The 22,181-nt window shown below is 40.3% G+C and carries 19 protein-coding genes, 15 tRNA genes and 2 rRNA genes (1 of these 36 running past the window's edge); 27 read left to right on the top strand and 9 right to left on the bottom strand.

The genetic code is table 11. The annotated features are described in order from the left end of the window. The 17 genes from ABC374_RS21200 to ABC374_RS21120 all read left to right on the top strand — a co-directional run. Positions 1-1,391: ribosomal RNA gene (locus ABC374_RS21200) — 23S ribosomal RNA — on the top strand (it extends 1,542 nt beyond the left edge of the window). A gap of 118 nt (positions 1,392-1,509) precedes the next feature. Next, positions 1,510-1,625: ribosomal RNA gene (rrf, locus tag ABC374_RS21195) — 5S ribosomal RNA — on the top strand. Between the two features lie 9 nt (positions 1,626-1,634). After that, a tRNA-Asn gene (locus ABC374_RS21190) sits at positions 1,635-1,709 on the top strand. A 5-nt stretch (positions 1,710-1,714) separates the two neighbouring features. Next, positions 1,715-1,806, top strand: a tRNA-Ser gene (locus ABC374_RS21185). Positions 1,807-1,815: 9 nt separating this feature from the next. Next, positions 1,816-1,890 (top strand) — tRNA-Glu (locus ABC374_RS21180). A gap of 15 nt (positions 1,891-1,905) precedes the next feature. Continuing rightward, a tRNA-Val gene (locus ABC374_RS21175) sits at positions 1,906-1,981 on the top strand. A 103-nt stretch (positions 1,982-2,084) separates the two neighbouring features. Next, a tRNA-Met gene (locus tag ABC374_RS21170) sits at positions 2,085-2,158 on the top strand. A gap of 5 nt (positions 2,159-2,163) precedes the next feature. Continuing rightward, positions 2,164-2,239: transfer RNA gene (locus ABC374_RS21165), tRNA-Asp, on the top strand. Between the two features lie 12 nt (positions 2,240-2,251). Further along, positions 2,252-2,327, top strand: a tRNA-Phe gene (locus ABC374_RS21160). Positions 2,328-2,334: 7 nt separating this feature from the next. Then, positions 2,335-2,410 (top strand) — tRNA-Thr (locus ABC374_RS21155). 16 nt (positions 2,411-2,426) lie between these two features. After that, positions 2,427-2,510 (top strand) — tRNA-Tyr (locus ABC374_RS21150). A 10-nt stretch (positions 2,511-2,520) separates the two neighbouring features. Next, positions 2,521-2,594, top strand: a tRNA-Trp gene (locus ABC374_RS21145). A 17-nt stretch (positions 2,595-2,611) separates the two neighbouring features. After that, positions 2,612-2,687: transfer RNA gene (locus ABC374_RS21140), tRNA-His, on the top strand. Positions 2,688-2,722: 35 nt separating this feature from the next. After that, a tRNA-Gln gene (locus tag ABC374_RS21135) sits at positions 2,723-2,797 on the top strand. 3 nt (positions 2,798-2,800) lie between these two features. Then, positions 2,801-2,875: transfer RNA gene (locus ABC374_RS21130), tRNA-Gly, on the top strand. 8 nt (positions 2,876-2,883) lie between these two features. Continuing rightward, a tRNA-Cys gene (locus ABC374_RS21125) sits at positions 2,884-2,957 on the top strand. An 8-nt stretch (positions 2,958-2,965) separates the two neighbouring features. After that, a tRNA-Leu gene (locus ABC374_RS21120) sits at positions 2,966-3,046 on the top strand. A gap of 649 nt (positions 3,047-3,695) precedes the next feature. On the opposite strand, the gene ABC374_RS21115 is transcribed toward ABC374_RS21120, so the two are convergent. Next, on the bottom strand, positions 3,696-4,079 hold the full coding sequence (locus ABC374_RS21115) for a hypothetical protein (protein ID WP_488199291.1): 384 nt from the start codon (positions 4,077-4,079) through the stop codon (positions 3,696-3,698). Between the two features lie 913 nt (positions 4,080-4,992). Beyond that, entirely contained in the window at positions 4,993-5,262 is a 270-nt protein-coding gene (locus tag ABC374_RS21110; RefSeq protein WP_336865297.1) for a hypothetical protein, read from the bottom strand. Between the two features lie 76 nt (positions 5,263-5,338). On the opposite strand from ABC374_RS21110, the gene ABC374_RS21105 reads away from it, so the two are divergent. Together ABC374_RS21105 and ABC374_RS21100 are read left to right on the top strand one after the other, a co-directional pair. After that, the gene (locus tag ABC374_RS21105) at positions 5,339-7,699 is read left to right on the top strand and encodes an Ig-like domain-containing protein (RefSeq protein WP_413019657.1); all 2,361 of its coding nucleotides are present in this window, start codon (positions 5,339-5,341) and stop codon (positions 7,697-7,699) included. 79 nt (positions 7,700-7,778) lie between these two features. Then, complete coding sequence (locus tag ABC374_RS21100) at positions 7,779-9,521, top strand: right-handed parallel beta-helix repeat-containing protein (protein ID WP_413019656.1); 1,743 nt, start codon at positions 7,779-7,781, stop codon at positions 9,519-9,521. Positions 9,522-10,066: 545 nt separating this feature from the next. Here ABC374_RS21100 and ABC374_RS21095 read toward each other — a convergent pair. Together ABC374_RS21095 and ABC374_RS21090 are read right to left on the bottom strand one after the other, a co-directional pair. Further along, positions 10,067-10,357 carry a hypothetical protein gene (locus ABC374_RS21095; protein WP_350300231.1) on the bottom strand — a complete coding sequence of 97 codons (291 nt, stop codon included), beginning with the start codon at positions 10,355-10,357 and terminating at the stop codon, positions 10,067-10,069. A gap of 276 nt (positions 10,358-10,633) precedes the next feature. Beyond that, on the bottom strand, positions 10,634-10,840 hold the full coding sequence (locus ABC374_RS21090) for a hypothetical protein (protein WP_350300230.1): 207 nt from the start codon (positions 10,838-10,840) through the stop codon (positions 10,634-10,636). Between the two features lie 369 nt (positions 10,841-11,209). Here ABC374_RS21090 and glsA point away from each other — a divergent pair, with 369 nt between their 5' ends. Beyond that, the gene (glsA, locus tag ABC374_RS21085; protein ID WP_413020419.1) at positions 11,210-12,151 is read left to right on the top strand and encodes a glutaminase A; all 942 of its coding nucleotides are present in this window, start codon (positions 11,210-11,212) and stop codon (positions 12,149-12,151) included. Positions 12,152-12,433: 282 nt separating this feature from the next. Here the strand turns inward: glsA and ABC374_RS21080 are convergent, their stop codons facing one another. After that, positions 12,434-12,628, bottom strand: a complete 195-nt coding sequence (locus tag ABC374_RS21080; RefSeq protein ID WP_350300229.1) for a hypothetical protein — start codon at positions 12,626-12,628, stop codon at positions 12,434-12,436. Continuing rightward, positions 12,615-13,136 carry a tyrosine-type recombinase/integrase gene (locus ABC374_RS21075; protein WP_350302956.1) on the bottom strand — a complete coding sequence of 174 codons (522 nt, stop codon included), beginning with the start codon at positions 13,134-13,136 and terminating at the stop codon, positions 12,615-12,617. The genes ABC374_RS21080 and ABC374_RS21075 overlap by 14 nt, the downstream gene beginning before the upstream one ends. A 357-nt stretch (positions 13,137-13,493) precedes the next feature. Here ABC374_RS21075 and ABC374_RS21070 point away from each other — a divergent pair, with 357 nt between their 5' ends. From ABC374_RS21070 to ABC374_RS21050, 5 genes are all read left to right on the top strand, one after another. Then, positions 13,494-13,826: a hypothetical protein gene (locus ABC374_RS21070; RefSeq protein ID WP_413019655.1), complete on the top strand. Its 333-nt coding sequence runs from the start codon at positions 13,494-13,496 to the stop codon at positions 13,824-13,826. Between the two features lie 13 nt (positions 13,827-13,839). Next, positions 13,840-14,013, top strand: a complete 174-nt coding sequence (locus ABC374_RS21065) for a hypothetical protein (protein ID WP_413019654.1) — start codon at positions 13,840-13,842, stop codon at positions 14,011-14,013. A 167-nt stretch (positions 14,014-14,180) separates the two neighbouring features. Next, positions 14,181-14,891 (top strand): sigma factor, encoded by a 711-nt coding sequence (locus ABC374_RS21060; RefSeq protein ID WP_350300225.1) that lies wholly within the window; start codon positions 14,181-14,183, stop codon positions 14,889-14,891. A gap of 30 nt (positions 14,892-14,921) precedes the next feature. Continuing rightward, positions 14,922-15,506, top strand: a complete 585-nt coding sequence (clpP, locus tag ABC374_RS21055; RefSeq protein ID WP_101223429.1) for an ATP-dependent Clp endopeptidase proteolytic subunit ClpP — start codon at positions 14,922-14,924, stop codon at positions 15,504-15,506. Positions 15,507-15,897: 391 nt separating this feature from the next. Next, positions 15,898-16,485 carry a DUF6241 domain-containing protein gene (locus ABC374_RS21050; protein ID WP_413019653.1) on the top strand — a complete coding sequence of 196 codons (588 nt, stop codon included), beginning with the start codon at positions 15,898-15,900 and terminating at the stop codon, positions 16,483-16,485. A 132-nt stretch (positions 16,486-16,617) separates the two neighbouring features. On the opposite strand, the gene ABC374_RS21045 is transcribed toward ABC374_RS21050, so the two are convergent. Together ABC374_RS21045 and ABC374_RS21040 are read right to left on the bottom strand one after the other, a co-directional pair. After that, positions 16,618-17,511 carry a TauD/TfdA dioxygenase family protein gene (locus tag ABC374_RS21045; protein WP_350300223.1) on the bottom strand — a complete coding sequence of 298 codons (894 nt, stop codon included), beginning with the start codon at positions 17,509-17,511 and terminating at the stop codon, positions 16,618-16,620. A 30-nt stretch (positions 17,512-17,541) separates the two neighbouring features. Further along, the gene (locus ABC374_RS21040) at positions 17,542-18,531 is read right to left on the bottom strand and encodes an ABC transporter substrate-binding protein (RefSeq protein WP_413019652.1); all 990 of its coding nucleotides are present in this window, start codon (positions 18,529-18,531) and stop codon (positions 17,542-17,544) included. Positions 18,532-18,914: 383 nt separating this feature from the next. Between ABC374_RS21040 and ABC374_RS21035 the strand changes: the two genes are divergently transcribed. Further along, on the top strand, positions 18,915-19,682 hold the full coding sequence (locus ABC374_RS21035; RefSeq protein ID WP_350300221.1) for an ABC transporter ATP-binding protein: 768 nt from the start codon (positions 18,915-18,917) through the stop codon (positions 19,680-19,682). A gap of 23 nt (positions 19,683-19,705) precedes the next feature. Then, positions 19,706-20,539: an ABC transporter permease gene (locus ABC374_RS21030; RefSeq protein WP_413019651.1), complete on the top strand. Its 834-nt coding sequence runs from the start codon at positions 19,706-19,708 to the stop codon at positions 20,537-20,539. A gap of 61 nt (positions 20,540-20,600) precedes the next feature. Here the strand turns inward: ABC374_RS21030 and ABC374_RS21025 are convergent, their stop codons facing one another. Further along, positions 20,601-21,827 (bottom strand): ATP-binding protein, encoded by a 1,227-nt coding sequence (locus tag ABC374_RS21025; protein WP_350300219.1) that lies wholly within the window; start codon positions 21,825-21,827, stop codon positions 20,601-20,603. Positions 21,828-22,181 lie beyond the last annotated feature (354 nt).

The following is a 22,181-nucleotide window of genomic DNA, read 5'->3' as shown; positions in this document are numbered from 1 at the left end:
CAAATCCCGTTTCCATTAAGGCGGAGCTGTGATGGCGAGGGAAATATAGTACCGAAGTTCCTGATTCCACGCTGCCAAGAAAAGCCTCTAGTGAGATGTAAGGTGCCCGTACCGCAAACCGACACAGGTAGGCGAGGAGAGAATCCTAAGGTGTGCGAGAGAACTCTCGTTAAGGAACTCGGCAAAATGACCCCGTAACTTCGGGAGAAGGGGTGCTTTTTAGGGTGAATAGCCCAGAAAAGCCGCAGTGAATAGGCCCAGGCGACTGTTTAGCAAAAACACAGGTCTCTGCGAAGCCGCAAGGCGAAGTATAGGGGCTGACACCTGCCCGGTGCTGGAAGGTTAAGGGGAGAGGTTAGCGCAAGCGAAGCTTTGAACCGAAGCCCCAGTAAACGGCGGCCGTAACTATAACGGTCCTAAGGTAGCGAAATTCCTTGTCGGGTAAGTTCCGACCCGCACGAAAGGTGTAACGATCTGGGCACTGTCTCAACGAGAGACTCGGTGAAATTATAGTACCTGTGAAGATGCAGGTTACCCGCGACAGGACGGAAAGACCCCGTGGAGCTTTACTGCAGCCTGATATTGAATTTTGGTACAGCTTGTACAGGATAGGTAGGAGCCTGAGAAGCCGGAGCGCCAGCTTCGGTGGAGGCGTTGGTGGGATACTACCCTGGCTGTATTGAAATTCTAACCCGCGCCCCTTATCGGGGTGGGAGACAGTGTCAGGTGGGCAGTTTGACTGGGGCGGTCGCCTCCTAAAGAGTAACGGAGGCGCCCAAAGGTTCCCTCAGAATGGTTGGAAATCATTCGTAGAGTGTAAAGGCACAAGGGAGCTTGACTGCGAGACCTACAAGTCGAGCAGGGACGAAAGTCGGGCTTAGTGATCCGGTGGTTCCGCATGGAAGGGCCATCGCTCAACGGATAAAAGCTACCCCGGGGATAACAGGCTTATCTCCCCCAAGAGTCCACATCGACGGGGAGGTTTGGCACCTCGATGTCGGCTCATCGCATCCTGGGGCTGTAGTCGGTCCCAAGGGTTGGGCTGTTCGCCCATTAAAGCGGTACGCGAGCTGGGTTCAGAACGTCGTGAGACAGTTCGGTCCCTATCCGTCGCGGGCGCAGGAAATTTGAGAGGAGCTGTCCTTAGTACGAGAGGACCGGGATGGACGCACCGCTGGTGTACCAGTTGTCTTGCCAAAGGCATAGCTGGGTAGCTACGTGCGGACGGGATAAGTGCTGAAAGCATCTAAGCATGAAGCCCCCCTCAAGATGAGATTTCCCATGGCGCAAGCTAGTAAGATCCCTGAAAGATGATCAGGTTGATAGGTCAGAGGTGGAAGCATGGTGACATGTGGAGCTGACTGATACTAATAGATCGAGGACTTAACCAACGCTTTTTAAAAATGAAATACCTTCTTATTATCTAGTTTTGAAAGAATGAAAATTTCTTCTTGCATTTTCTCAAAAAGACGTTATAATAATATATGTCTTGAAAAAATGTAAACATTGTTTGGTGACGATAGCGAAGAGGTCACACCCGTTCCCATTCCGAACACGGCAGTTAAGCTCTTCAGCGCCGATGGTAGTTGGGGGTTTCCCCCTGTGAGAGTAGGACGTCGCCAAGCTTATATTGTTCCGCAGTAGCTCAGTGGTAGAGCATTCGGCTGTTAACCGAACGGTCGTAGGTTCGAGTCCTACCTGCGGAGCCATTATTGGAGAGCTGTCCGAGTGGCCGAAGGAGCACGATTGGAAATCGTGTAGACGGGTAACCCTGTCTCAAGGGTTCAAATCCCTTGCTCTCCGCCATTTATACCTGGCCCGTTGGTCAAGCGGTTAAGACACCGCCCTTTCACGGCGGTAACACGGGTTCGAATCCCGTACGGGTCACCATTTAGACAACATATTGGAGGATTAGCTCAGCTGGGAGAGCATCTGCCTTACAAGCAGAGGGTCGGCGGTTCGATCCCGTCATCCTCCACCATTTTTCAATAAGATCAGGTTGTTTCTGCATAAAGGATTGATTATTCAGCCCATTGAAACGCTCAACACGAAAACTTGATGCTCAATAGCAACATTATTACCGTCGCGGGGTGGAGCAGTCCGGTAGCTCGTCGGGCTCATAACCCGAAGGTCGCAGGTTCAAATCCTGTCCCCGCAATCTATGGTCCCGTGGTGTAGCGGTTAACATGCCTGCCTGTCACGCAGGAGATCGCGGGTTCGATTCCCGTCGGGACCGCCATTTTTATTGTTTGGCTCAGTAGCTCAGTCGGTAGAGCAAAGGACTGAAAATCCTTGTGTCGGCGGTTCGATTCCGTCCTGAGCCACCATAGTAGTGCCGGTGTAGCTCAACTGGTAGAGCAACTGACTTGTAATCAGTAGGTTGGGGGTTCAAGTCCTCTTGCCGGCACCATGTTTCATCCATATGCGGAGGGGTAGCGAAGTGGCTAAACGCGGCGGACTGTAAATCCGCTCCTTCGGGTTCGGCAGTTCGAATCTGCCCCCCTCCACCATTTTTCTTACAGGGGTATAGTTTAAAGGTAGAACAGAGGTCTCCAAAACCTCCAGTGTGGGTTCGAGTCCTACTACCCCTGCCAATTTCAATCCTATAATGGCGATTGTGGCGAAGTGGTTAACGCACCTGATTGTGGTTCAGGCATTCGTGGGTTCGATTCCCATCAGTCGCCCCATTTTAAAAAACATGGTATAATGATTACAACGTTATTGGGCTATAGCCAAGCGGTAAGGCAACGGATTTTGATTCCGTCATGCGAAGGTTCGATCCCTTCTAGCCCAGCCATATGCGAAAGTAGTTCAGTGGTAGAATACAACCTTGCCAAGGTTGGGGTCGCGGGTTCGAATCCCGTCTTTCGCTCCAAAAACGTTGGCGGCATAGCCAAGCGGTAAGGCAGAGGTCTGCAAAACCTTTACCACCGGTTCGATTCCGGTTGCCGCCTCCAACAAACATGCCGGTGTGGCGGAATTGGCAGACGCGCACGACTCAAAATCGTGTTCCTCTGGAGTGCCGGTTCGACCCCGGCCACCGGTATCAAAAGAAGTCGAAACATGGTGCTTATATCAGTAATTTAATAGTGAATAAGTACCGCAATTTAAACCGTTTCTCACAGTAGTGGGTAACGGTTTTTTTGTGTTTATTTTTTGAGAAATGGTCTTTACTAAATATCTTCTAATCGTGTGAACTAATCGTGTGCATAGATAGGGGTGATTACTGTAATGGCTAGGCGGAAAAATGGTTTAAGTGAAGCTGAACTTTCTATTGTTCGTCAAAAAAAGCAATCGTACGTCCAATCGTTCAAAGATGCATGAGAACTGTTTGAAAGAGATTGTGATATACGCAATTTGAGACCGTACACCATCAAGTATTATCGTAATGAAATTTCAGTTTTTCTAACTCACTAATCTGAACAGGGTATAGACTTAACTGTACTTAAACCTTCCAGTGTTACTGAAGAACACGTAAAGGAAAACTTCCAGAAAAATTAATTGATTTAAATGACATGATGTTGAATAGATTTATGTTAGACGCATATTTGTCTACTCTAACAAAGGAATTAGACAAGGAGAGAATAAAACTAAACGAAATCATACCTTTAATTTACCCTAACTAATATTTTAAATTAATGCAGAAATATTAGTTAATTGTGACCAACTGCTGGAGATACAGTTGGTCAATAACTTTACATATCATTCAATAAATATTCTTCTAATATTGACCGCATACGTTTACTTGGAATGTATAGGTTAATAGCTTTACCTTTCCTGATTCTGCTTCTCCATATCCACTGAATGAATTCAGATAATGCATACATATCTTCATTCACCTCTATGCCACGTACACTAAAGAATTTCTTTTCATACGGATTCATGAAGCGATTCACCACATAAGCAAGCGATTCCTTTTCTTTAAATTCGTTTGTTGCACGTGCATTACAAGCAACAAATCCTTTCGTGTTTCCTTTACTCTTCTGTTGTTTCCATTCTTGATAGACAGATGGAAATGTGTCAGTCAATTCGATTTTCCTTCTACCAAACTTTACTCCATTGCGAATTTGTAACTTCACCTCCTTCTTTTTGGCGTGTCTTTTTATGTGGACGATCTAACTCCAGACTATGTTGAAATTAATGGTGAGGAACATTTTGATTTTTTTAATTGTACAATAATTAGAATTTAAGTTGCACGTTTTATTGTATACCTTAAATGTTTTTTTGGGGGTTTCTTTTTTGGTGATTGGCGTTTCTAAAAAAAAATCTTGAGATGTGAAATAACTGGTAAAATAGTTTAAATAAATAGGAAGTGGGTAGTTTTGGGATATTTAATTTTGGGCTTTATTATCGTAGTGGTTCTTATAGTTTTGGTTTCTTTATTTGTTGGGTGAAAATTGATACATCCGAATGCGAAACCTGTAAATAGTTATCCTAGTGATTATTTAATGGAATTTGAAGATATAGAATTCAAAAGTAGGGGGAATGAAATAAATTTATAGGGATGGTTTATACCGGCTTTGGGGAAAGAAAAAATGGTCTTGATTTTTGGCTATGGATACTTGGCAAATAGAGTAGAACCTAGGGCTAATGCGTTGGAATTAGTAAAATTTCTAATTGGCGAGGAGGTTAGTTGCTTGCTTTTTGATTTTAGGGCTTGGGTAAATTCAGAGGGTAATATGACCACTTTGGGTTATTATGAAAAAAATGATATGCAAGGTGCTGTTGATTGGGTTAATAGGTTTTTCTATGGGTGGTGCTACTGCATTATTAGCAGCAGCGGAGGAAGAGTGTGTGGGAACTGTGATTGCAGACAGTCCATTCAGTGACTTGAGGTCATACTTTTTGAGAGTATGTTTTAATTCACAAAGCTTCCTAAATAACCATTTACGCCAATTATTCTTTGGTTATTACCTTTTATTTCTCGTATAGATATAAATAGTATAAAGCCCATAGAAGCTATTGAAAAAATTTATCCGAGGAAAATACTATTTATACACAGTGATTCTGATAGGACAATTTCCCATAAACATAGTGTTGACTTGTCCAATTAGAAAAAATCATATTTACTTCTTCTGCATAGAGTTTTAAATTATTATGGATTTTAGATGGGTTTGAGGGATCGCTAAAATCTTTTGAAGCATCTGCCGCTTCATTTTTTACTGTACTTGCTGTTTTAGAACGTTCATTAAAAAAGAACGGAGCTTCTTTACTTATCGATTTTTCCACAATTAATTTTTCAGCGACTGGTGATCTTTGCACTATTGTTATTTATTTCTACCATTTGCTTGTAACATAAATTTGTTAAAGAGACATAAAAATAGAGGAGAAACAACGAATGAAAACGATAACGACCGTTCTGACAGCTGTCATTTTATCGAGTCAATCACTGCCAATTTTTGCAGTGGGTTTAGAATCACCATCTGCTGAGACTAACAAAGAGGAACAGCAAGCTTCACTTTTTGAAACAAATTCAAATTCAGAGAAGCCTTTACCGACAAAGGAAGCTAAAAAAGCAAGTTTAGTTGAATCTCCACGTTCTGAAGAAGCTTTGAAGGAAAAGAACGAGGATATAAAACTTTCATCAGAGGCGACATTCGACGCATCAGCCCGACCATTAAATGGAATGTCAGGAGAATCTGAGTCGGTAATAGAAGCGAATTCAGATAAAGATCAAGTAGACGAAAAAGAAGGGACAACTACCAAAGAACAAGTAGAAGTTCCTATCATTCCTGAAGAAACAACAAAAGAGGAGGAAACTCAAACTCCAAGTGAGGGGATCGAAGAACGAGCGAATATAAAAACAAATATTGAAGAGCGAGATTTTGTTACAGCCCCTACAATTCCATCTCACGATGAAGAAACTGTAGATATTCCAGATGTATATTTAAAAACAGCTATAGCAAAGGAACTTGGAGTAACTTCTGACACAATTATGACTAAAGACATGCTAAGTAAAATATCAAATTTAAAAATCGTAAATGTTGAAAATTTGAGCGGTTTAGAGCATGCTACTAACCTTGAAAAACTAGATGCTGTATCGGTATCGGCTAAAGATTTATCGCCTATTTCTTCACTAACAAAACTAACAGAATTAAATATGAGCACAGATAGCGTAAACATAGTATCGCTAAGTTCTTTAACTAATCTAACGAAATTGAACTTGTCTGGTTCTTATAGGTTGAGCAATCTCTCTCCGATATCTCATTTAGTAAATTTAGAAGAGTTAGTCTTAGGAAATACGCGATTCAATACAAGTTCAAGTCCTATTGAAGATATAAGTTTTATAAAGAATTTAAAGTTGTTGGAATCTATCTCTATAAATCGAACCAATTTGAACGATATTTCTCACCTTCAAGCTCTAAAAAAATTAACATCCATTTCTTTAGAAAATAATCGAATTCAAGATATCTCAGTACTCAGTGATTTGTCAAATATTGAAACATTAAATCTAGCTGGTAATCAAATCAATGACGTATCATCTATAAACACATTATCTAAATTACACACTGTGAATCTGACTCAAAACTACATAGTGGATAATCCACTCAATATTGAAAAGATGATAGCAGATCAAAATTTTTTATCAGATACAGCTAATCAATACCAGGTGTCTGTTCCTGAATCAATCCGTATTGCACTAGGGACCAGTCTAGACGTTCCCTTGTCATGGACTCACGACGGCTTAACGCTAACCGACCTCTCTAAGACTCACTTTAGGCAAGTTAAACCTGTGGTTACAACCTCTGAATCTGGACTTCAGATTGATTCTGCATCCATCCAAAAGGTGTCATTAACAGGTCAAGAAGCTGGAACATACCAAGTAACCATTGAACCAGTTCCAGGATATATAAAAACGGTATCAGTCGAGGTTGTTGATTTACCTGAACCACCAAACTTACAGCCCCTTTCCATTCTGAATACGTCTATTACAGGTACAACCAAACCTGGATATACCGTTCATGCAATGGTTGAGGGGAAATCGTATACGGGGACAGCAGATTCGCAAGGTCATTTTTCGATACCAGTCCCATCCCTATCTCAAGGTACTAAAGTAGAAGTAAGGGTTGCTGATGCAAGGGGAGTTGAGAGCGATCCTACGCATATTACAGTTGTTGATGGAGTAGCTCCTAAACTGAATGCTGTTACCGAACGTCTTCAAGCTGTTACTGGCTACGTCATCGATGGGCACAAGACCGTCCGCTTACTCGTAAATGGGGTTCCTCAACGAATTGCAATGGTGGAGGAAGACGGGTATTTCACGATTCCAACTCGTTTCATTAAAGTAACGGATACGATAAACCGTCCTATACGGAATGCCGATCAGATTACAGTGGATTATGGACTGCGGACCCCAGAACATTTACAAGCTCATATGAAGGTGGGGTGGACCATTACATCTCCAATAAGGGTTAACACCGTTGAATCAAAGGCGGACTATGTCACTGGTACAGCCGAAAAAGGGACACAAACGTTGCGTCTTGTGGTCAATGGAATCCTTCAACGTGTGATTACACCTAAACAGGCTGGGGCTGGAAAAATTGAAAAAGACGGAACATATCGCATCTATAGTCGTTTTGTTGTCACGAAGTCAGGAGACGTACGCCGTCTTCAAAAGGGAGATGTCGTAACGATCGATGAAGGCGTCCAAATTAATGGACAATACACGTCAAATAAAAATGCGACAACAGTTCAATAATAAGAAGAGATGTATGGCCAAGGGGAATACTCTCCTTGGCCATACATGTGTTCATAAATGAGAAAGATCGGAGACCTATATGCACCCTATTTACAGCAAAGTCGGAATCGTATCCCTATTCATGATATTGTTCTTCTCACTTAATACGACTGCTTATGGAGAAACATGTGAAACGAAAGAAGACATCTATATTCAAATCCTAGATAATGACCGGAATATCCTTTCTTCCTCAAAAGAATCACGTGGCAAGCCACTTAAATGCTTTAATACGACAAGCAACGCGAGCTATTGGCGAATCGCCATCCACGATGCCATTGCTGCGGCGAAAGGGACAGGCATTGTTGTCTTACCGTCTGCAGATATTCACATAAGCGCATTTATCGACTTAAAGAGTGGAGTCACATTAGAAGGAACTGCCGCAGCTGATGGCACGCCCCTGACGACCATTCATAATGTTCACACAGGAGATCCTGTCACACTAAAAATGCACAGTCATACAGGTGTAAAAAAAATCATATTTAATGGAAAAAGGACAGATAAACTATACAATGCGAAACACCGAGCCATACAGGCTACGGCAATCGACCAAACAAAAACAACAACGGATCTCGTCGATATCTATCCAACAGCCAAACGATTAGAAAACATCACGATTGAAGATGTTCATATCAAAGGGTTTAACGGGTTTGGCATCTATTTAGAGCATGTCTATAACGTAACAATTAAAGGGTCAGATATTTTATATAAGAAAAATATGGTGATATCCGACATTGGGTATGCTGGTATTGCCGGATACTCTGCGAATAACGTCGATATACGTAATGTCACGGTTAAAGATCTTTGGCCTGGCGAAACAGTAGGCAGTGCGAAACAGAGCTATGGGATTGCCTTTAGTCATCGCAAAGTGAATCCGGCAGATATTGAAGGAAAAGGACTCGATGTGGCTGCCTCACAAGCTGTTCTCCCACCAAGTAACACCATTATGGTGGATGGGAATGTTGTCGCAAACAACCCGACATGGGAGGGAATTGATACTCATTCCGGACAGAACGTATCATTTATAAACAACATTATTCTAAATACCCGATTCCCTATTATTGTTGGTGGTCTTGATTATGATAGTGGAAAACTGTCAGCTTATCCTCCAAAAAACATTACAATATCAAATAATAGGATTAGTAGAGAAAGTGACTATACTACTTACGGGATTCATCCGAACAATAACATTATTACCGAAAGAGGCATTGCAGTTAACGGGACTCAGTTTACAGATTTGGATAAAAACATGATGGGTTTTCTAGAAAATGTAGAGATTAAAGACAATTATATCAATAATGTGAAAGCCTCACTGGATACACGCGGTGGGATTGGCATACATGTAACGAAAAACGCCACTATCGAAAGCAACAAAATTGAAAATAGCAACATCAATGGCATTGTCTTCATGAGCTCTAATAAGCAAACCAAAATAATAGGCAATGAAATCAATAACATTTCTCCCAATGCAACATTTCCAGAAGCAGGTATCGGCGTTCGCGGCTCCCATAATAATGGAAACGATTCTAACAATTATACGACTAAACCCTTGACGATGCAAAACACTCTGATAGACACTTCAAATACGTATAAAAATGTTGGCATAGAATTTTTCATGGGTAAAGGAGGATATAATCTTTTAAGCAGCGCGAATTCAAGAATTTCACCTGCCAGTTTGTTGTCAGATTCCACTGATTGGAGCCTATACGAAACAACAGACTTAATGCAAGATGAACGAGACTTCCTTCTTTGGGAACGAGACGGTCAAGAGTTCCCACCGTCTTAATAATCTCACATACTTTTCCATCTAGAATGTACATACTTCGTGAAGGTTGTCTATACTGAGTTGACTCCTTTTTGAATCCTAAATGTAAATAATGTTCATTAAAATATAATAAAAATGGATAATTAACGGTATATAATAAGTGATTCGGAAAATAAATAATCGTTTTACCCGACTCAAAATCGTGTTCCTCTGGAGTGCCGGTTCGACCCCGGCCACCGGTATCACCAATAGCGAAGAATCGCTATTACATCAAGCTTCACACTTAATTGTGTGAAGCTTTTTTGTGTTCATGACGCACTACAGAATATGTACAAATTATGTGCGGGGGTATTATGCAATGGTTTTTAATCACTCCAGAATCAAGGGAGTTGAAACCAAGGAGCATACAAAATCGAATCAAACAGTTTGGCAGCTTATCGGAGTTTAAAAGGTGATAGAATCTTATGCACTGAAATCGTTTATTTTATCAACGTTTGTTATTACGATGAAAATAAAAACGAATGGGTCAAAGAGTATAACTCTACCATTCGTTCATTTAAAATAATTTAGATTTCAATATTCATAGCATTTAGGTCCGCTTCCGTATAGCCAGAAGAGGATAGTGCGATTTCAATTTTTTCAGCAGCCTTATAATCAAATAATTTAAATTTAGACATTAATGCGAAAGCATTTTGATTTTCAATTGCCAAGGCAACAGCTTCCACGTCTTGCAGTAATTTCAGGTCTTCAATGTAGAATTGGGCGGTTCTCATCGCTAAATACTCATTCATTGTAGTCGAACTGTAGAAAAGTCTTGTTAAAGTGGCGATTGCGTTAGGAACGAAAATCTTATTCATAATTATCCCTCCACTATTCGTAATATTCTGTTATTTGAGTCACCATTAGTATGAGTCACACTAATAATGTTGTCAATCTTTATCTTTTGAGCATTTTTACTCCTTTGAAAGTAAATCTGTACTCAAATTAAGTAAATAGAAAACAGACACTTTTCCAGAGGCAAAATGATTGCACCGAAGCGCACTAAGTAAGCAAAAGAATGAATGTTGCTGAGTTACGAAACGAAGATCCTTTCTGTGTTCTAACATTTCAAAGGCTTATGAAACAACAGGTCGTTATAAACTGTGAAGAAGGCGGGCTTCCACGTTACGCAGCTCTCCAGATGAAACACTATCAGCCACAATTATTTGTAATGTTCTCGTAGCTGTCATTCGTTTGTCTGGATGCTTGATTTGTAGACGCTGTTGTATCGCTCGGAAAAGTTCATTATTTTCTGGACGGTTGGCGTTATAGATTTCTTGTAAACTCTTCGATTTTCCCATGGCTTTGCCTACTTTCCATCAAGTGTGAAATACATATGAAAGCTTATACGATAATATATATTTCCGCCTAAGCGCTTCTAATTCCTTCTTTTTTAAAATTAAATCTTCTTTAAAGAACAGTGAAGTTGCTACGATTTTTTTACAAGGCGTTGGCTTATCTGTTTTACTGCTTTACCTTTGACGTATATGTTGTTGTTTTTCTTTGTCTTAAATAATTCAGAACCTGTACATCTAAATTTAAAACCAGGAAAGTTGCCGATTCCTGATTTTTTAAATAATATCGATGAAATATGGTAATAAATAATAAAACCAATATCTAAGCACACTTCACATGACAAATTTTCTAAGGGGCGGAAAATTGTGAACAATATGGGATGTCAATGCAGTTCCAATGAAGAATTACAGCAACTGGTCGATGAGGCAAAAAAATATACAAATATGGGAACAGTGGCAGACTATATACCGGCTCTTGAAAAGGCGAATCCTGGGGATTTGTCTGTTGCAATTCACTATCCTGACGGAAAAGGATATTGTGCTGGGGATGTAACAGGTAAAATGACCCTGCAAAGCATATCGAAAGTTTTGACACTTGCTCTCGTATTAATGGAAAAGGGAGAGGAATATGTCTTTTCCTATGTAGGAAAAGAACCTACCGGCGACCCTTTTAACTCGATAGCCAAGTTAGAGACAAACAAGCCATCCAAGCCGTTAAACCCGATGATCAATGCAGGAGCATTGACTGTGACCCACATGATTGAGGGTAACAGTGTAAATGAGCGATTTCAGCGTATTTTACATTTTATCCGGGAGTTGACGCAAAATCCTACTATCGGTTTTAATGATGATGTTGCCCGGTCAGAATACAATACAGCAGACTTGAATAGGTCGTTAAGCTATTTTTTAAAGCAGCATAATGTAATAAATGAGGATGTGGAGGATTTAATCGAATTGTATTCGAAGCAGTGTGCCATTGAAATGGACAGTCAGGATTTAGCGAGGATAGGCTGTGTGCTGGCCATGAATGGAAAAGATTTGCTGACGGGAAAGCAAATCATCCCCGGGGACATTGCCCGTATTTGCAAGACATTCATGGTAACTTGCGGCATGTATAATGCATCAGGTGAATTTGCCATTAATGTTGGCATACCGGCTAAAAGCGGTGTGTCAGGGGGGATCATGGGGGCTGTCCCCGGAAAATGTGGGATTGGAATTTATGGTGCAGCGCTGGATGAGAAGGGGAACAGCGTTGCCGGGATAAAAATCTTGGAAATGATGGCGAAAAAGTATTCCTTAAGTATGTTTAATTTGTAAACATTGAAACCATTACCGAGTGAGTCGGATGATATTAATTAATTTTTTTATTCGAAAGTTGTCTGGAATTAAATCGCAAGCATACGGCTTAGGAGAGCCAGAGAAGAGAGGGAATGAAGCTTGAAATAGAGCTTTTTCGTTATGTTATGTTGTGGTGTGGTGTTACAGGAAGATGAAAAGGGCCTGCATTATAAATGAGGTACAGTTTAAAGCCTTAAAGAAACAAGCATTTACTTTCAAGGAAAAAAAGACCTCTGCACATAGGGCAAGGTCTTAAGCTGGTTATAACAAGTTGGAGAAAAGAGATACTTTTTTATATAAAGCATTTACCTCTTTATTTCGATGTTCCCCGATTTCATTTCTTAGCTGGCCTTCCATATCGGTCATTAAATCAGCTAATTTCAATGCCTTTTGTCTGTCGGAAATATTGCTGCGAATGATATATTCATATTTTGCATTGTATTCAGCCAGTGACATTTCTTCCGTCCTCCCATAGTGCAAAGTCATTTAAACTGTCCTCTGTTACTTCATCAGCAATCCCAATGTACCTTAGTGTAATTTCAGGATATGAATGGTTAAGGATCATTTGTAACTCAGCAAGGTTCTTACTTCGTTTATAGTGCCAGTACCCGAATGTTTTCCGCATGGTATGGGTACCGACGCCCACGATGTCCACCATGTCCGCTGCTTTATTAAGCTGTCTGTAAGCTTGTATCTTACTTATTGGCTTATCGCCCTTGCGTGAGGGAAATAGCCATTCACCATCAATGGTGGCTATATAGGCTGCCAATTCATTACATACATTGTTAAGCTGTATCAATCTTGGCTTTTTTGTTTTCCCTTCCTTGATGATTACCTCCATCTTGCCTTTAATGTCCTTTATCTTCAGTGATAATAAATCAGTTACACGCAAGCCGGTATTGATGCCTAACAAGAACAATATGTAGTCTCTCTCGCTGCAATGTCTTTTCAATGACCATTTCATATCATCTAATTTTTCCAATGATCTGATTGGTTGAACGTCTATTAAATGTTCTTTTGGCAAATGTGTTCTCCCTTATTTCACACTAATGGAATCAGTATTTTGAATGTATACTTTTAAGAGTAACACTGAAAAAGGATGGAAGTCAATTTGAGGAGTATACTGATATTTTTGGACTGTCCTTTTTATAGGGTTCGGAGTATTTTAGTTGTTTATTGAATAATAGCAATAAAAAACTTCTGGAACTTGATATACTGAAAATAGTAATATTTTTCTAAACTAGTGTTATTGATGGATATTTAATAGATGAATTAATTCATTCTGAATTTATTATGCTTTAGCAGGATTGGGGAAACCGACATGAAGAGAGTTTTAGCTATATTGAAAAAGGTACAGCCTTTAAGCTCAAGGTTGATTACTATGGCAATTATGATAGCCGTTTTTTACTGCATGTTCATGTTTGCAGACCTGGAGAATGAAAAGGCAGACAGAGAGCGTCATAACGAGCGATCGGTGAATTTTGAAGAGATGAGCGATCAAGAGTCTGAATCTGAAGATAATCCAGCTGGTTCTATGGTGAACTATTGTAAAGATAGCGCTAATAAAGGTCGCACCTCCAGTTGGTTTGGTATCGAAGAAAACGAAATGGAACCTAGCGAATACACGGTCGAATGCATTGAACACCTGGAATAGCAGCTGAGTTCCTATGGATCAAATTCAGGATTTACACCAAGGACATCAGGTACGTTACATCCAAGCGGCTGGCTTACTTATTGGAATGAAGCGGAATGCACGGGGAGTAATGGTCTTCATTGAAATACTTGGTGACGAACCGGGTACACAGCGGGGGAGGTCTTATTTGTTGCATACAGAACATTGACATTAGCCTGTTTGGATCTTAACCAAACAGGTTTTTAGTATGAAAGGAAATCCAAAGGAAAAAATGGAATAGAATATAATGAAGAATGAAGGAAAATTTTTCACCCCCATATCTTTTTCTCTTTCTGAAACGTTTATAGGATAGAGGGTGTTGAAGGAGTGAGAAAAATGATAAATAAGTTAAGGGAAGATATTTCTGAAGAAAAGGATAACGGTGCGATTTTGCGTGAAGTTTATCCTGAATTGATTCGGTTTTGCCGATTCCTGACCCAAAATAATTGGGATGGGGATGATTTGGCACAGGAAACGATATTGAAGGCAATGCAGGGCTATGGGAAGAAAACGGAGATAACAACAGCTTTATTGAAGACGATAGCCCGACATTCCTGGATTGATACGATAAGAAAAAGGAAAAAAGAATCTTTAGGCGATCTGTTGGATACCGAACAGCTGGGGTCAGTTGGGGAAAATGTTTTTGAAACGGTTGAATATATAATAAAATCCCTTACGCCGAAACAAGCTGTAGTGTTCATATTAAAGGAAGGATTCCTTTATCGGTCAAAAGAAATCTCAGATTACTTGAACACCACTGAAACGGCTGTAAAGGCAATCTTGAACCGTGTGAAAAAGCGTTTTGACAATGACGTTGAAGAGCGTAGTAGGTTGTCTTGCGTGGAAAATTGGGAGGATGAGGAGGAACAGCGGCTCATGTCCTTGATGACACAGGCTTTAAAAGCCCAAAATCCTGATATCCTCATTAGAAGCATCCCATCTTTCAAATCCCTGAACAGTGAATCGATGATTCCTAAACTGATGAATCGTCCGATTCTTTCCAAATCAAGCTTCACTCCTTCAAACACACTCTCAATGGCTGCATAGCCAATATTATTGTTAGGAGGAAGAAGAGATATGACCACCATTCCATATGTAATTGAGCAATCAAGCAAGGGTGAGCGCTCGTACGATATTTATTCCAGACTTCTAAAAGACCGTATCATCATGATCGGGGAAGAGATCACCGATCATTTAGCCAATAGCGTGGTTGCCCAATTGTTATTCTTGGCAGCTGATGCACCAGATAAAGAAATTACCATCTTCATAAACAGTCCAGGGGGATCGACCAGTGCCGGTTTCGCCATTTATGATACGATGCAATATATTAAGCCTGATGTCCGGACTGTATGTACGGGGATGGCTGCATCATTCGGGGCCATGCTTTTATTGGCGGGTACGAAAGGGAAAAGGTGTGCTTTGCCAAATAGTGAAATCATGCTTCATCAACCGCTTGGTGGGGCGAGGGGGCAAGCAACGGAAATAGAAATTTCTGCCCGAAGGATTTTGAAGCTAAAGGATCATATCAATCAAATCATCTCGGAAAGGACCGGTCAGCCTATCGAAAAGGTGGCGAAGGACACAGATCGTGATTATTTCTTAAGCGCAAATGAGGCGAAGGATTACGGTATAATCGATGAAATAATCGTTCAGGCTAATTAATCCTGATAAAAACGCCATGTAAGCTCAAAATAATCTGGACGAAAACGAAAGGAAACTGCTGATATCATATCGGCAGTTTCTTTTTACCCTCTTACATTACTCCATATATTTATCCACAAAACCCCATATCTTGTTCCAATACTATTTTGGATCCACTACCTCAGCTTCACAGTGCCCGGCACCCGGTATTATCAATTTTTCTTGAAGTGACGTATGAATCTTCTTGGAAAAATAGAATGGGTACCTTGGGTAATTATCGATATCTGAAACTACTGTAATTCTTATTGAAGGGATGAGAAGGTTTGATGTCTTCCTTTTCTGGATAGTCCATCCAGTTAATATGTTAAAATAAATATTATCTGACATTATAAATATCTTGGAGGAAGTTTTTATGAAGAAAACGCAAAAGGTTTTACTTATTAATGGAATCTCTGCTGTTGCATTATTCGGGGTGGGGGTTGCTTCCTTTAAAATCATGGAGAACTCCAATGAGTACGAAAAAGCTCAACTGGTAATTGAAGCCAGGGAAGCCAAGGAACAAATTGAAAGAGAAAGAGAAGATGAAAAAATCGAAGCCCAAAGGGAAGCGAAAGCGAAAGCTGCGGAACTTGAAGCGAAAAAAGCGATATATGATGGGATCGAATTTGAAACAGGACTTGATGAAGGCTCAACCGAAACGGAAGTCATGGACGTCATGCATAAAATGACTCATCAAAAGGTTCGCTCGCAAGATAAATGGGGAGCTATACCGATGTCCCCTAAGATTATTGAAGAAGTTTATAAAATAGTGGATTCAAGTGATTTTCAGCATAGAGATAGATTGCTGGCCATCGCTGCCCGGTGGCGAGATTTTGATTTTAGCACGATCGTTCAGGACCATAACTTCTTTTGGGAAGATAAAGAAGGCACCGTTGGAAAAGCCCATGGAACATTAAGCCGTGCAGAAGAGGTTGAATTCATTGAAGTTAATTTTAAATGAGGGGAAAGTACTGAAAATGCCAAAGGGCGAGTGACAAGACCTGTTCAAAAAGAAAACACTCAAACCTCCTGCAATAAGGCCAGTTCCTCAGGAGGTTTGAGTATTTTCGAACCTTTCACTCGATACAGCAGTTTATTTTTTAATAATTAGACTGCTGGACTCGTTCTCCTTGTTTACGGGAACGTCTTTGCCGACAGTGACCCTGCGAACGACGCGGTGCTGGTTTCCGTAATCGGCAATAGCGTAATGCTGCGTGGCTAGGTTATCCCAAATGACCACGTCCCCTTCACTCCATTGCCAACGAACGGTATTTTCTAAGCGCGTGACGTATGAATCGAAGATACTTAATAATCTTTCGGATTCACTTGTTGTATATCCTTCCACTCTACCAGCAAAGCCACCTAATAACAAATGCCTTTTTCCGGTTTCAGCGTGCACGTGAACGACTGGGTGCCTTGTTTTATAAATGGTCGATTCGAATATATCACGATATTTCTTTTTAACCTCATCATCAATGTTTTCAGCTGGTTTGAATTGAGCATAATCATATTCATTTGTATGGATCGCCCAAAGTCCGTCAGCTAATTTCTTCAATCCATCCGGCAGGTCCTCATATGCTTCATTCGTATTTGCCCAGACTGTATCTCCGCCAACGTCAGGGATGGTTACACCTCTTAAAATAGAGTATTTTGGAACTTCTGGAACGAAAGTGACATCAGTATGCCAATGGTTTGCTTTAGCGCCCCTTTCGGAATCAAGTTCGAAAATATAGTTAGTATTGTCTTTGACCGGTACTGTAGGATGTGCATAAGGCTCACCCAATAGTTTGGCAAATGCTTCTTGGCTGGCATCGTCCAAATGATTTTGTCCTTTGAAGAATACGACTTTATGATGGTTTAACGCTTGTTTGATTTCATTGAAAATAGCTAAATCCAAGTCTCCGCTTAATTGGACTCCTTGAATTTCCGCTCCAATCCTTCCTGCTACCGGTACCACTTTCAATTGTTGTGTTTTAGTTTCGGTCATAATCAATCTCCTCCTGTAAGGTATGTTTTTTTATTTTTTAAAGGCTTCATCAATGTATTCATTGTGGATCTGATTTTTAAAATTAAATGATTTCTTGATATAACCCACACCAGCTAAAGTATCGATGGATTCTTGTTGTGCTTTGATGGCATCTTCGGTAAAGAAGATATTTGGTTCTTCGGCCGTTATTATTGTCTTGACCGTACCCACAGGCAATTTAGTTTCTTTGGAATAAATTTCAGATGCTTCATCTGGATGTTCAATTTGCCAGTCGGCAGCGTTTTTATAAACCTTTAAATAGGCCTCGACAATTTCAGGATGCTCTTCGGCAAAGCCCTTACGTGCAATGATTGCACCAGGAGCCAATATTTTTCCTTTTACTTTAAGTGCGACAGCATTCCCTTTTTCAATATTATTAAGGTAATAAGGGTTCCATATCGCCCAGGCGTCCAATTGTTTGGTTTCAAAAGCTGCTTGAGCATCATCCGGTTGTAAATTGATGAGTTTAATGTCATCAGTCGTTAAACCATGGGCTTTCAATGCCTTGATTAAATACACATGACCTGTTGTCCCCGAGGCAACACCGACCGTTTTTCCTTTTAAGTCTTCAATCTTCTTTATGTTACCTTCTGCTTGAGCCAGGATCCGAACAGATGACTCACCCCGACCTGTTTGTGCAATAACTTCGAATGGCAGATTCTTATCAATGCCGGCAATCAGTGCACCATCCCCTAAAAAAGACAGGTCGACCCGATTGGAAGCAAGGGATTCCAAAAGCGGGGGACCACTCTGGAATTCACTCCACTCGATTTGGGCATCCAGTTTAGAAAACTCTTCGTTGAACAATCCCTTTTCCTTTGCAATGACCAATGGCCCCATCTTGCCATTTAAGGCAATATGAACTTTCAGTGGATCAATTTTCCCGGAAGCTTTGCCGGCATCGGAGTTACAGCCTGCCAATACAGCGATGCTAATGATGGCAAGTAGTACTGCGGTTAACTTGTTACGATAGTCCTTCATGAATTCCCTCCTTTTTTAATACACTTACCACATCTGGATAGTCAGATTAATGACAAAAAAGAGATTCAACGAAGAGTATGCCGGGGTTACTCTTCATTGAATCTCCGGTAGTCCAGTTGATTCACATGACCTTTATTTAATTGGCTCCAGTGTGAAGCGGATTTGTGTATGAATGCATCTTAACAGCTGTTAGAATTATCTGTCAATTATTATTTATAATTAATCCGATAAAATAAATTGGAATTAGGTGTTGATTATAAATAATCGATAAGTTAATATAAAATGAAATATTGAATCGACTAGTTAACTAGAGATTCAGCAAAGGGACAATATGTGCCTTATTGCTGGATCTCTATTTTTTTATTTGAGAAAGGGTGAGGGTATTGGTTGCGACGTTAGAAATTAATCAAGTAAGCAAAACATTTAAGAATGAGAATGAAAGTGTCCATGTTTTGGATAATTTAAAACTGACCGTCAACAATGGTGAATTCGTCACGATCATTGGTCCGAGCGGCTGCGGGAAAAGCACATTATTAAAGTTGATCGCAGGACTTGATTCAGACTTTGACGGCGCGATCATGGCAGGGAATCATCCGGTTATCGGCCCTTCTAAAGACCGTGGTTTCATTTTTCAGGAGCATCGCTTATTTCCATGGCTAAACGTGGAGAAGAATATTGCAGGTAATCTTCCATTAAAGAAACCGGACATTCGAAAAAGGGTGGATGATTTGATTTCACTTGTTAAACTAAAAGGATTTGAAAAGGCGTATCCACGCCAATTATCCGGTGGAATGTCGCAGCGTGTTGCCATTGCCAGGGCCTTATTGCGTAATCCGGAAGTATTATTGCTGGATGAGCCATTCGGTGCTTTGGATGCATTCACGCGAACGCATCTTCAAGAGGCTTTACTAGAAATATGGGAGAGGAATAAGACAACGATGGTGCTTGTCACCCATGATATAGATGAATCCATCTTTTTATCGAGGAAAGTGGTCGTCATGGATGCAAAGCCTGGGCGGATTAAAGCTATCGTTCCAATTGATTTGCCATATCCAAGAACTCGAACAAGCAAAGCGTTTCAAGAATTCAGGTCCGTCATATTAACCCAACTTGATCATCATCCAGTAGAAGTGGAAGATTGGAGCATTTAAATAAATTTTTGAAAAAAGGAAGGATGAAAATTATGTCTACACAGACCGTTGCTCAAAACAAGCCGCTTGTCATAAGGGAAACGACAAAACAATCCAAACTCGCCAAATCGGCATTGCGGGGTTCGGTCCTTCCCGTTGTCGTGTTGATTGCATGGCAAACATTAGGAACGGTTGGCATCCTGCCTGCCCAATTGTTCTCATCACCTTTATTGATCGTCACGACTTTCATTAATCTCGTTCAGTCGGGGGAAATGGGCATCCATTTACAAATCAGTTTAACGCGGGCTCTTCTAGGCTTTGCATTAGGTGGTTTTTTAGGATTATTGTTTGGAGTCATCGTTGGCATGCAAAAAAAATCTGAAGAATTTTTAAACCCAAGCATTCAAATGTTACGAACAGTCCCGTTACTTGCGATTACCCCTTTATTCATTATGTGGTTCGGATTTGGTGAACTGTCTAAAGTGCTGCTTATTGCTTTAGGTGCTTTTTTTCCTTTATATTTACAAACTTTTTTGGGCCTTCGGAATGTGGATAAAAAACTGTACGATGTTGCCTTAATCTTGGAATTTAGCCGTAGGGAACAAATAACGAAGCTCATGATTCCGGCAGCTTTACCAAACATATTACTTGGCATCCGTTTAGCCTTAAGTGCGGCTTGGATGTGCCTGGTCGTCGCTGAATTGCTGGGTGCGGATAGAGGGGTGGGCTTCATGATCCAGGATGCCCGTTCATTCATGCAAACGGACGTCGTATTCGTAGGCATCATCATTTTTGCCCTCGCTGGTAAAATCTCAGACTCGTTTGTCCGCTTTTTAGAAAATCATTTGCTGAAATGGCAAGATAGTTTTAAAGCCTAATTGAAAAAGGATGACCGCCCGGTGATGGGTGGTCATCCTTTTTCTTATTAGGGATATATGTTTAATCTATTTCTTTATATAAGGGCAAATAAATGGTGAACGATGTTCCTTTGTTCACTTCGCTCTGTACCAAGATTTTCCCTTTGTATTTTTGAACGATGGAATAACAAACGGTCAGGCCGATACCGGTTCCCCTATCTTTAAGTGAATAAAATGGGGTACCTAGTATTTCAAGCTGTTCTTTTGAGAGGCCAATTCCTGTATCCGTTATTCGTACTTTTGCCATAGTGCGTTCCTGCTCTGTTTCCACCTTGATGAATCCGGGTTTGTTCATTGACTCAATTCCATTTTTCATGATATTGACCAGTATCTGTTTAAGCTCGATGGGATTCATGCTAATGTGCAGGTCGTCCCGGAAATCCAGGAGAAAGCCTATGTTGCGATTATTGGCGAAACTGGTTAAGAGTTCGGAAATCTTTTGGATTTCATAATTTAAAGGAATGACCTGTACATTATCCGTTTGCGGTTTTGCCAAAGACAAATAGTCATTGATTATCACTTGTGTATATTCAAGTTCTGTAAGCATGGTCTGTACATAAAATTTTTCCGTTTCATTCAGTTCCTTCTCTTGGTCTAATAGCTGGGCAAACCCTTTCACGACTGTAATCGGATTACGTATCTCATGTGCAATGGTGGCAGCTAGCTGTCCGACTGAGTTCAATTGCTTGGCCTGCTGTATTTCCTTATGAAATGCATTAGTGGATTCCACCCTATTATTGGTTCCTAAGAATACGAATACCAATATGATTTGTATAGCGATGAAATTAAGCGTGTTGCCGAAACTATCCAAAGCGACATATTCATAAGTGTATTGAAGATCCGTTTTTGAAATGATCAAGATGGAAGCGGGACCTAATATGATATTTAAAGTGGCGACAACATAAAACCCGATTTTATCAAAGAGAAAAATGGGAATCAAGGGCGCTATAGCAAATAAAGCCAGCATGATGGCAGTATCCGGGAATATCCAGAATTTGCTATATAAATAAACAGTAATTAAGAAAATGAATAGGGTTTTATAAAAATTGACTTCTGTTTTTAAGAAAAATAACAGAGAAATTATCATCCCCGATATTAAAATGACCTGTAATATCATCTCGTAGGGATTATCTTTCCAACTTATAGGTGATACAGAAATCCCAACCAATAGTAAAAAGGATATCATTGCCATGAATGCCTTCAGTATAAATCGGTGTTTGTTTTGATAATATTGATAATTTTTTAACATAATTCCCCTTAGGATTAATATTCTGTTTGTTTAATAGTAATATGATACTAGTTTTTTGTAAATCAGAAAAAGATAGATTTTGTCACTATATAGTCTCTCTGCTTATACTTTAGAAAAGGCATGGTTCGGGTGGAATTCAGTACCGGAAGGGGGAAGTCAGGGAGTTAAGGTAACCAATCCCTCCAGACCCTCTTGGTATGTCAACAATGGCACATCAGATCTAATATCAGGAATTTAGCGGCTTTAAGTTTGGTTTAATATGGATATGGAAAGCTTAATGTGTCAATGAACCGGTTAAATAATTATTTAACGGAGTAGTAAGGAGTTTGTAATGGAGAAGGATTTAGAAATATT

The sequence above is a fragment of the Peribacillus phoenicis genome (genome assembly GCF_047238085.1).
Classification (GTDB): domain Bacteria; phylum Bacillota; class Bacilli; order Bacillales; family DSM-1321; genus Peribacillus.
This window is presented reverse-complemented; position numbering and strand designations above follow the sequence as displayed.

What these genes read in the sequence shown, in the direction of transcription:
- ABC374_RS21105 (WP_413019657.1), top strand. Translation starts at nt 5,339, where the DNA reads ATGAAAACGATAACGACCGTTCTGACAGCTGTCATTTTATCGAGTCAA.
- ABC374_RS21100 (WP_413019656.1), top strand. Translation starts at nt 7,779, where the DNA reads ATGCACCCTATTTACAGCAAAGTCGGAATCGTATCCCTATTCATGATA.
- ABC374_RS21095 (WP_350300231.1), bottom strand. Translation starts at nt 10,357, where the DNA reads ATGAATAAGATTTTCGTTCCTAACGCAATCGCCACTTTAACAAGACTT.
- ABC374_RS21090 (WP_350300230.1), bottom strand. Translation starts at nt 10,840, where the DNA reads ATGGGAAAATCGAAGAGTTTACAAGAAATCTATAACGCCAACCGTCCA.
- glsA (WP_413020419.1), top strand. Translation starts at nt 11,210, where the DNA reads ATGGGATGTCAATGCAGTTCCAATGAAGAATTACAGCAACTGGTCGAT.
- ABC374_RS21080 (WP_350300229.1), bottom strand. Translation starts at nt 12,628, where the DNA reads ATGTCACTGGCTGAATACAATGCAAAATATGAATATATCATTCGCAGC.
- ABC374_RS21075 (WP_350302956.1), bottom strand. Translation starts at nt 13,136, where the DNA reads ATGAAATGGTCATTGAAAAGACATTGCAGCGAGAGAGACTACATATTG.
- ABC374_RS21070 (WP_413019655.1), top strand. Translation starts at nt 13,494, where the DNA reads ATGAAGAGAGTTTTAGCTATATTGAAAAAGGTACAGCCTTTAAGCTCA.
- ABC374_RS21065 (WP_413019654.1), top strand. Translation starts at nt 13,840, where the DNA reads ATGGATCAAATTCAGGATTTACACCAAGGACATCAGGTACGTTACATC.
- ABC374_RS21060 (WP_350300225.1), top strand. Translation starts at nt 14,181, where the DNA reads ATGATAAATAAGTTAAGGGAAGATATTTCTGAAGAAAAGGATAACGGT.
- clpP (WP_101223429.1), top strand. Translation starts at nt 14,922, where the DNA reads ATGACCACCATTCCATATGTAATTGAGCAATCAAGCAAGGGTGAGCGC.
- ABC374_RS21050 (WP_413019653.1), top strand. Translation starts at nt 15,898, where the DNA reads ATGAAGAAAACGCAAAAGGTTTTACTTATTAATGGAATCTCTGCTGTT.
- ABC374_RS21045 (WP_350300223.1), bottom strand. Translation starts at nt 17,511, where the DNA reads ATGACCGAAACTAAAACACAACAATTGAAAGTGGTACCGGTAGCAGGA.
- ABC374_RS21040 (WP_413019652.1), bottom strand. Translation starts at nt 18,531, where the DNA reads ATGAAGGACTATCGTAACAAGTTAACCGCAGTACTACTTGCCATCATT.
- ABC374_RS21030 (WP_413019651.1), top strand. Translation starts at nt 19,706, where the DNA reads ATGAAAATTATGTCTACACAGACCGTTGCTCAAAACAAGCCGCTTGTC.
- ABC374_RS21025 (WP_350300219.1), bottom strand. Translation starts at nt 21,827, where the DNA reads ATGTTAAAAAATTATCAATATTATCAAAACAAACACCGATTTATACTG.